The organism is Pseudomonas sp. 05T35 (assembly GCF_056396605.1).
The window spans coordinates 1-9,719 of the sequence record NZ_JBFTLU010000281.1; the positions used below are offsets into that span (position 1 = coordinate 1).

The 9,719-nt window shown below is 60.2% G+C and carries 6 protein-coding genes and 1 pseudogene; 1 reads left to right on the forward strand and 6 read right to left on the reverse strand.

Annotation, left to right across the window (positions count from 1 at the left end; translation table 11 throughout):
* The 6 genes and pseudogenes from AC1DH9_RS20045 to mtnA form a co-directional block, all read right to left on the reverse strand.
* Positions 1-1,772: bifunctional prephenate dehydrogenase/3-phosphoshikimate 1-carboxyvinyltransferase (locus AC1DH9_RS20045; protein WP_477808647.1), on the reverse strand; the 1,772-nt coding region annotated here is incomplete at its 3' end.
* 28 nt (positions 1,773-1,800) lie between these two features.
* Positions 1,801-2,754, reverse strand: a pseudogene (gene hisC, locus AC1DH9_RS20050) (histidinol-phosphate transaminase); the annotation flags it as partial.
* 60 nt (positions 2,755-2,814) lie between these two features.
* Complete coding sequence (pheA, locus tag AC1DH9_RS20055; RefSeq protein WP_019692985.1) at positions 2,815-3,909, reverse strand: prephenate dehydratase; 1,095 nt, start codon at positions 3,907-3,909, stop codon at positions 2,815-2,817.
* Positions 3,909-4,856: a 3-phosphoserine/phosphohydroxythreonine transaminase gene (gene serC / locus AC1DH9_RS20060; protein ID WP_477808645.1), complete on the reverse strand. Its 948-nt coding sequence runs from the start codon at positions 4,854-4,856 to the stop codon at positions 3,909-3,911. The genes pheA and serC overlap by 1 nt, the downstream gene beginning before the upstream one ends.
* 64 nt (positions 4,857-4,920) lie before the next feature.
* Positions 4,921-7,590 carry a DNA gyrase subunit A gene (gyrA, locus tag AC1DH9_RS20065; protein WP_429539821.1) on the reverse strand — a complete coding sequence of 890 codons (2,670 nt, stop codon included), beginning with the start codon at positions 7,588-7,590 and terminating at the stop codon, positions 4,921-4,923.
* A gap of 422 nt (positions 7,591-8,012) precedes the next feature.
* The gene (gene mtnA, locus AC1DH9_RS20070) at positions 8,013-9,089 is read right to left on the reverse strand and encodes an S-methyl-5-thioribose-1-phosphate isomerase (RefSeq protein WP_427541432.1); all 1,077 of its coding nucleotides are present in this window, start codon (positions 9,087-9,089) and stop codon (positions 8,013-8,015) included.
* Between the two features lie 108 nt (positions 9,090-9,197).
* Between mtnA and AC1DH9_RS20075 the strand changes: the two genes are divergently transcribed.
* Positions 9,198-9,719, forward strand: a 522-nt coding sequence (locus AC1DH9_RS20075) for an amidohydrolase family protein (RefSeq protein WP_477808646.1), incomplete at its 3' end; no start/stop codon positions are given.

The following is a 9,719-nucleotide window of genomic DNA, read 5'->3' on the forward strand; positions in this document are numbered from 1 at the left end:
GCCACTGGCTCGCCACCGACTTCACGCTGGTTTTCCRGGGTGATATCGGCGCCCATCAGACGCAGGATGTCGATCACGCCGGTACGGGTCGGGTTGATACCCACATGCTCCAGCACCAGCTCCGAACCTTCGGCAATCGACGCTGCCACCAGGAAGAATGCCGACGAGGAGATATCGCCCGGCACTTCAATGTGCGTCGCGGTCAACTTGTGGCCGGATTCGACCGAAGCGGTGGCGCCGTTGACAGTAACCGGGTAGCCGAAGCCACGCAGCATGCGCTCGGTGTGGTCGCGGGTTGGTGCCGGCTCGGTCACCGTGGTTTTGCCTTCGGCGTACAGCCCCGCCAACAGCAGGCAGGATTTAACCTGGGCGCTGGCCATCGGCATGGTGTAAGTCAGGCCTTTAAGCTTGTTGCCACCACGAATGGTCATTGGTGGACGACCTTCTGCCGCCGTCTCGATCACCGCGCCCATCTCGCGCAGCGGGTTGGCCACACGATTCATCGGACGCTTGGACAGCGACGCATCGCCCGTCAAGGTGCTGTCGAAGTCCTGCGCGGCCAGCAAGCCGGACAACAGACGCATCGACGTACCCGAGTTACCCAGATAGATCGGGCCGGGAGCCGGTTTCAAGCCATGCAGGCCGACACCATGAATGGTCACGCGACCATGGTGCGGACCTTCGATCACGACACCCATGTCACGGAAGGCCTGCAAGGTCGCCAGGGCGTCTTCACCCTCAAGGAAACCTTCGACTTCGGTAACGCCTTCAGCGAGGGAGCCGAGCATGATCGAACGGTGGGAAATCGATTTGTCGCCTGGTACACGAATCCGCCCACTCAGGCGGCCACCAGGATTTGCCAGGAAAATCAGATCGTTGGAGTTCATAGCGTCCACATAGGCCCGGCGGGCCAGGATTTTACTGAAATGCTCGCGGGCAACCCGGGCGCGCGTAAAGACGCCCAACAGTTGGTGCCCGTCCCCTGCATCGACCGCGTCGCGCAAGGCGTCGAGATCGCTGCGAAATGTATCGAGTGTGCGCAGGACAGCTTCGCGATTGGCGAGGAAGATGTCGTGCCACATGACCGGGTCACTGCCGGCGATTCTCGTGAAATCGCGGAAACCGCCCGCAGCGTAACGGAAGATGTCCAGATTTTCACTGCGCTTGGCCAACGAATCGACCAAACCGAATGCCAGCAGGTGCGGCAAATGGCTGGTCGCCGCCAACACTTCGTCGTGACGCTCGACCTGCATGTGCTCGACATCGGCACCCAATTCGCGCCAGAGCCGGTCGACAACTGCCAGGGCAGCCGGATCGGTTTGCTCGAGCGGCGTCAGAATCACTTTATGCCGACAGAACAGCTGGGCATTGGAAGCCTCGACCCCGCTCTGCTCGGAACCTGCGATCGGATGCCCCGGAACGAAGCGCGCCGGCATACCACCAAAGGCTTCGGTCGCTGCACGCACCACATTGCCKTTGGCACTGCCGACATCGGTCAGGACCGCCKCCCCCAGGTCCATGCCAGCTAACAGCGCCAGCAGTTTTTCCATTGCGAGAATCGGCACCGCCAACTGAATCACGTCCGCACCGCGGCACGCGACAGCGAGGTCGTCTTCGCAACGATCCACTACCCCCAGCTCAACGGCCAGTTTTCGCGATTGCGGATCGAGATCAACGCCAACCACTTCGCGGCACAACCCGCTTTCACGCAGACCCTTGGCGAACGAACCTCCGATCAGCCCGAGCCCGATCACCACCAGGCGACCGATCATAGGCACAGCAGGTTGCACGGCGATGACATCAACCACGGGCCAGAACCTTGGCCAGCGCCTCAAGGAAGCGACTGTTTTCAGCCGGCAGACCGATGGTGATGCGCAAGTGGTTCGGCATGCCGTAATTGGCCACCGGACGCACGATCACACCTTCATGCAGCAAGCCCTGGAAAACCGGTGCGGCGACGCGCCCCAGATCCACACAGATGAAGTTGCCCTTGGAAGGAATCCAGCTCAGCCCCAACTCACGGAAGCCCGCTTCGAGCTGCTGCATGCCGGACTCGTTCAGACGACGGCTTTCAGCCAGATATTCATCGTCCTGCAACGCTGCGCAGGCCGCTGCCAGGGCCAGGCTGTTGACGTTGAATGGCTGACGCACACGGTTCAACACATCGGCGACCACCGCGGTCGACAAGCCATAGCCCACACGCAACGCGGCCAGACCGTAGGCCTTGGAGAAGGTCCGGGAAACCAGCAGGTTCGGGTACGCCGCGAGGAAATCCAGACCATCCGGCAGATCGCTGCCTTCGGCGTACTCGATGTACGCCTCATCCAGCACGACCAGCACGCGCTCCGGCACGTCCTGCAGAAACTCGTCCAGCGCCTCGGCGTCGAACCAGGTTCCGGTCGGGTTGTTCGGGTTGGCGATGAACACCACGCGGGTGTTGCTGTCGATGGCTTCGAGCATGGCCGACAGGTCATGCCCCCAGTCTTTGGCCGGAATCACTCGCGCTTCGGCACCCACCGCCTGAGTGACGATCGGGTAGACCGCGAACGCATGCTCACTGAACACTGCGTTGAGACCCGGCGCCAGATAGGCACGCGCGACCAGTTCGAGAATGTCGTTGGAGCCGTTGCCCAACGTCACTTGATCGAGCTCGACCCGGCACTGCTCAGCCAGCAGGGTTTTCAGCGCAAAACCGTTGCCGTCCGGATAGCGGGTCAGATCGGCCAGCTCTTCGCGAATCGCCGCCAATGCCCGAAAGTTGTTGCACGCCCGGCTGTGCCAGAGCGAGGAAGTCGCCACTCATTATCAACGCCTTTAGAGAACTGCTTTCGGGTAGGAACCCAACACTTTAAGTGCTACCGCTTCCTGACTGATTTTCTCCAGCACAGCTTTTATCAGCGGGTCGCGGTGGTGGCCAACGAAGTCGATGAAGAACACGTAGGTCCACTTGCCGCTGCGCGATGGACGGGTTTCGATCCGAGTCAGGTCGATACCATTGTCATGGAACGGCACCAGCAACTCGTGAAGCGCACCAGGCTTGTTGCTCATCGAGACGATGATCGAGGTCTTGTCGTCGCCGGTCGGTGGCACTTCCTGGCTGCCGATCATCAGGAATCGCGTGGAGTTATCCGGACGATCCTCGATTTTTTCGGCCAGACGGGTCAACCCGTACAAACCTGCCGCCATGTCGCCGGCAATCGCCGCCGAGTTCCACTCACCCTTGACCCGCTTGGCCGCTTCGGCGTTGCTCGATACCGCCACGCGCTCGACGTTCGGGTAATGAGCGTCCAGCCATTTACGGCACTGCGCCAAGGACTGGGCATGGGAATAAATGCGGCTGATGCTGTCGGTCTTGGTGTTTTCACCCACCAGCAAGTGGTGGTGAATGCGCAGCTCGACTTCGCCACAGATAACCATGTCGTGTTCAAGGAAGCTGTCGAGGGTGTGGTTAACTGCGCCCTCGGTGGAGTTTTCCACAGGCACCACGCCAAAGTTCACCGCACCGGCAGCCACTTCACGGAACACTTCGTCGATCGCCGCCATGGGCTTGCTGATCACCGCGTGACCAAAGTGCTTCATGGCCGCCGCTTGAGTGAAGGTACCCTCAGGGCCGAGGTAGGCCACTTTCAGCGGCTGCTCGAGCGCCAGGCACGAGGACATGATTTCACGGAACAACCGCGCCATCTCTTCGTTGCCCAGCGGCCCCTGGTTACGCTCCATTACGCGCTTGAGCACCTGAGCCTCACGCTCAGGACGATAGAACACCGGCACTTCGCCTTCGGCCAGCGTAGCCATCTTTACTCGCGCGACTTCCTGGGCGCAGCGTGCACGCTCACTGATCAGCTCGAGGATTTTTTCGTCCAGAGCATCAATGCGCAGGCGCAGTGCCTTGAGTTCTTGCTCAGACATTAACCGTGTTCCTTCTCGAACTCTGCCATGTACGCCACCAGCGCATTGACTGCGTTGATGTCGACGGCGTTGTAGATAGAGGTCGGGTTGCTGTACAAGCCGCTAGCATCGATGAAGTTGTACAGCGTGCGCTGCTTGACTTCATTGAGCTTGCCAATGGCCTCAACACCACCCTGCTCTTTCAGCCACTCGAACACAAGACCGGACAAGTACCAGGCCAGGGTCGGCGGAGTGTTGTACATCGAGCCGTTGTCGGCTGCGACTTTGTAGTCAAGCATGGTCGGGCAGAACGAACGGGCACGACCCAGCAGGTCTTCACGCACGATATTGACGACGATGCCGCTCGGGCCGATGTTTTTCTGGGCGCCGGCGTAGATCATGCCGAAACGCGAGATATCCACAGGGCGCGAGAGAATGTCCGAAGACATGTCGGCGACCAGCGGAACATCACCGGTTTCCGGTATCCACTGGAACTCCAGACCACCGATGGTTTCGTTCGGCGCGTAGTGCACGTAGGCCGCGTCTTGTGACAGCTTCCATTCGTTCTGGCCGGGAATGGCGAAATAGTCGTAAGGCTTGGCGGTCGCGGCGACGTTGACGTGGCCGTAGCGCTGCGCTTCTTCAATGGCTTTCTGCGACCAGATACCGGTGTCGATATAGTCGGCCTTGCCGTTTTCCGGCAACAGGTTCAGAGGAATCTGAGCAAATTGCTGGCTGGCGCCACCTTGCAGAAACAGTACTTTATAGTTCGAGGGGATATTCAGCAGATCACGCAGATCCTGCTCGGCCTTGGTCGCAATGGACACGAACTCATCGCTGCGATGGCTCATTTCCATGACCGAGAGACCCTTGCCATGCCAGTCGAGCAACTCCGACTGGGCACGCAACAGGACAGCTTCAGGCAGCGCAGCAGGACCTGCGCAGAAGTTATAGGCTCGTTTGCTCACATCCACTCTCGCTATGCATTCACGGTAGCGGACAGAGCAAACACTCTGCCCTGCTACGATTTGGTTAGTCTTGCGACTCTTCTTCGTCAGCTGCTTCAGCCTGCTGGCTTTCGACAGTATCGTCCGGCTCGGTGCCGGCATCGAGCACGACGCCTTCGAGTTCCGCGCCCTCTTCACCTTCCAGCTCTTCGCCTTCGACTTCCGATGGCTCCTGAACCCGCTCCAGACCGACCAGTGTTTCATCGTTGGCCAGCTTGATCAGGGTCACGCCCTGGGTGTTACGACCCAGACTGGATACTTCGTCAACACGAGTACGCACCAGGGTGCCCTGGTCGGAAATCAGCATGATTTCCTCGCCGTCGAGCACCTGGACTGCACCGACCAGACGGCCGTTACGCTCGTTGCTGACCATGGCGATAACGCCCTGACCGCCACGCTTGTACTCAGGGAACTCGGTGATGGCGGTACGCTTGCCGAAACCACGCGCCGAAGCGGTGAGGATCTGGCTGCCTTCTTCCGGGATCAGCATGGAAATCAGCTTCTGACCTTCCGGCAGACGCATGCCGCGGACACCGCGAGCGGTACGGCCCATGGCGCGAACGTCGGACTCTTTGAAGCGGGTAACCTTGCCGCCATCGGAGAACAGCATGACTTCACGCTCGCCATCGGTGATGGCAGCACTGATCAGCACGTCGCCTTCGTCCAGTTCCAGCGCGATCAAGCCAACACTGCGCTGACGGCTGAAGGATTCCAGCGGGGTCTTCTTCACGGTGCCGTTGGCGGTAGCCATGAAGATGTAGTGACCTTCGGTGTATTCCTCGACCGGCAGCATGGTGGTGATGTATTCACCATCGTCCAGCGGCAGCAGGTTGACCAGCGGACGACCACGGGCAGCGCGGGATGCCTCAGGAATTTCGTAGGTTTTCAGCCAGTACACCTTGCCCTTGCTGGAGAACAGCAGCAGCGTGGTGTGGCTGTTGGCGACCAGCAGGTGAGCGATGTAGTCCTCATCCTTGACGCCGGTAGCCGATTTGCCTTTACCGCCACGACGCTGGGCCTGGTACGCAGCCAATGGCTGGGTCTTGGCGTAGCCACCGTGGGAAATGGTCACGACGCGCTCTTCTTCCGGGATCATGTCGCCCAGGGTCAGGTCCAGACGCGCATCGAGAATTTCGGTGCGACGCACATCGCCGTACTCGGCACGAATCACCTCCAGCTCTTCGCGGATCACTTCCATCAGGCGCGTGGCGCTGTTGAGGATGCGGATCAGCTCGCCGATCTGGTTGAGGATCTCTTGATACTCAGCCAGCAGTTTTTCGTGTTCCAGGCCGGTCAGACGGTGCAGACGCAGCTCCAGAATGGCTTGCGCCTGTTCCGGCGACAGGAAGTACTTGCCTTCGCGCAGACCGTATTGCGGGTCCAGGGTCTCCGGACGGCAAGAGTCAGCACCGGCGCGCTCAACCATTGCAACCACCGCGGAGGATTCCCACGGTGTGCTGATCAGCGCTTCCTTGGCTTCCGAAGGCGTTGGCGAAGCCTTGATCAGGGCGATGACCGGGTCGATGTTCGACAGCGCAACTGCCTGACCTTCGAGGATATGACCACGCTCGCGGGCTTTACGCAGTTCGAACACGGTACGGCGGGTCACCACTTCGCGGCGGTGACGCACGAAGGCTTCCAGCAGGTCCTTGAGGTTCAGGATCCGCGGACGGCCGTCGATCAGCGCGACGATGTTGATACCGAATACCGCTTGCAGCTGGGTCTGGGCGTAGAGGTTGTTGAGGATGACCTCAGGCACTTCACCGCGACGCAGCTCGATCACCACGCGCATACCGTCTTTGTCGGACTCGTCGCGCAGTTCGGTGATGCCTTCCAGCTTCTTCTCTTTGACCAGCTCGGCGATCTTCTCGATCAGACGCGCCTTGTTCAACTGGTAAGGCAGCTCGGTGATGACGATCTGCTGACGGCCACCGACCTTGTCGATGTCTTCGATGATCGAGCGGGCACGCATGTAAATGCGGCCGCGACCGGTGCGGTAGGCTTCGATGATACCGGCGCGACCGTTGATGATCGCGGCGGTCGGGAAGTCCGGACCAGGGATGTATTGCATCAGCTCATCGACAGTCAACTCGGGGTTGTCGATGAGTGCCAGGCAACCGTCGATGACTTCACCGAGGTTGTGCGGCGGAATGTTGGTCGCCATGCCCACGGCGATACCGCTGGAACCGTTGACCAGCAGGTTGGGAATGCGGGTCGGCATGACCGCCGGGATCATTTCGGTGCCGTCGTAGTTCGGCACCCAGTCCACGGTTTCTTTATGCAGGTCAGCCAGCAGCTCGTGTGCCAGCTTGGTCATGCGCACTTCGGTGTATCGCATCGCAGCGGCGTTGTCGCCGTCGACCGAACCGAAGTTGCCCTGACCGTCTACCAGCAGGTAACGCAGCGAGAATGGCTGTGCCATACGAACGATGGTGTCGTACACCGCAGTATCACCGTGCGGGTGATACTTACCGATCACGTCACCGACAACACGGGCAGATTTCTTGTACGGCTTGTTGAAGTCGTTACCCAGCTCGCTCATCGCGAACAGCACACGCCGATGCACGGGCTTCAAGCCATCGCGCGCATCAGGCAGTGCCCGACCGACAATTACGCTCATCGCGTAGTCGAGGTAGGACTGTTTCAGCTCGTCTTCGATATTGACCGGGAGGATTTCTTTGGCCAGTTCGCCCATGAGAAGCCTGATTCCTTTTTCTGGTGAAACTTCGTCACATCCATATGGGACGAACGAAGCTCGTCGCTGCAGGCTGAGTGCCAGCACCGACTTACGACAAATCAACGAGTTATGCCATGGATCTGCGCAGTAAAGGCAGCCACATCGGGCTACCTTGGAAACCGCCGGATGTTATCACAAGAGCCGCCACGCACCTATCCCCCTGATGCGCATGGAGCATAGTTAGTTGACCGGTGACAGGCGTAAAGGCGACGAGAGAGGCTCTGAGGCAAATCACAGGTCCGTCTCAGGCTGATTTGTTGGCCTTGAGGGCCCCATCGCGAGCAGGCTCGCTCCCACAATTGACCGAGTTCTTCAGTTAGATAGGGCCAGTGTGGGAGCGGGCTTGCTCGCGAAAGCGATTTATCAGACGCCCGAGATCGTCAATGCAACCGCTTGCGGCACATGAGTTGTGCCATCTTCGCGGCGTCCGGGCGCTCGACGATGCCTTTTTCGGTGACGATGGCGTCAATCAGGTCAGCCGGCGTGACATCGAACACCGGGTTAAAGGCATCGACATCAGCCCCCACCCGCTTGCCGCCCACTTCCAGCAATTCGCTGCCATCACGCTCTTCGATCGGGATGTCGTCACCACTGGCCAGGTTCATGTCGATGGTCGAGCTCGGTGCCACCACCATGAAACGCACGCCGTGGTGCATGGCGCTGACCGCCAACTGGTACGTGCCGATCTTGTTCGCCACGTCACCGTTGGCAGTAATTCGGTCAGCACCGACGATCACCCAGGTCACACCCTTGGTTTTCATGATGTGTGCAGCGGCCGAGTCGGCGTTCAGGGTGACCGGAATGCCTTCGTTGGCCAGTTCCCAGGCAGTCAAGCGCGAGCCTTGTAGCCAAGGCCGGGTTTCGTCGGCGTAAACCCGCTCGATCATGCCCTCCAGGAACGCGCCACGAATCACCCCGAGCGCAGTGCCGAAGCCGCCAGTCGCCAACGCCCCCGTATTACAGTGAGTCAAGACAGCCTGGGCATTGCCCTGATGCTTGCGGATCAGGTCGACACCCAATTGCGCCATGGTCAGGTTGGCTTCGCGATCACTTTCATGGATTGCCAAGGCCTCTGCCTCAAGCACTTCCAATGGATTGGAGTGATCCTTGAGCCGCTCCAGGCGCTCGCGCATGCGACCCAGCGCCCAGAACAGGTTGACGGCGGTCGGCCGTGAATCCGCAAGCAGGGCAAAGTCTTCTTCCAGCGCCGCCTGCCAGTCGCCGCCCGCAGCAAACCGCGCGCGCGCCGCCAGCACCACGCCGTAGGCGGCGCTGATACCGATTGCCGGAGCACCACGCACCACCATCGAGCGAATAGCCTCAGCCACACCCGCTGCGCTGGTATAKGCAATCCAGGTTTCCTCGAATGGCAGAATGCGCTGATCCAGCAGGTACAGGGCGCCGTCCCGCCAATCGATGGCCTTCACCTTCTCCGCAGCCAACAGTCGATCGCGCATCCCTCACCCCGCACTCATGAACAAAAGCCGCCGATTATAGCGATCCCCCCGCGAAGACGCTCGGGTATACTTCGCCATCCTTTATAAAAGCACTGGACCGAACCCTCGATGCCGAATCCYGCCGCTGCGCTCGACTTACTCTTGCTGCCGACCTGGTTAGTACCTGTCGAACCCGCTGGCGTAGTCCTCAAGGAGCACGGCCTGGGCATCCGCGACGGGCGTATTGCCTTCATCGGCCCGCGCAGCGTAGCCTTGAAGCTCAAGGCCAGCGAGGTCCGCGAGCTGCCGGGCATGCTGCTCAGCCCGGGCCTGATCAACGCCCACGGACATGCGGCGATGACACTGTTCCGCGGCCTGGCCGATGATTTGCCGCTGATGACCTGGCTTGAGCAGCACATCTGGCCAGCCGAGGCCAAATGGGTCGACGAGGCCTTCGTCCGCGACGGCACCGACCTGGCCATTGCCGAGCAGATCAAAGGTGGCATCACCTGCTTCTCGGACATGTATTTTTTCCCGAAAGTTGCCAGCGAACGCGTGCACAACAGTGGTATTCGCGCGCAAATTGCCATCCCGATCCTTGATTTCCCGATTCCCGGCGCCAGCGATGCAGATGAAGCTATCCGTCAGGGC

Coding starts and splice junctions, on each gene's coding strand:
- pheA (WP_019692985.1), bottom strand. CDS start 3,909: ATGTCTGAGCAAGAACTCAAGGCACTGCGCCTGCGCATTGATGCTCTG.
- gyrA (WP_429539821.1), bottom strand. CDS start 7,590: ATGGGCGAACTGGCCAAAGAAATCCTCCCGGTCAATATCGAAGACGAG.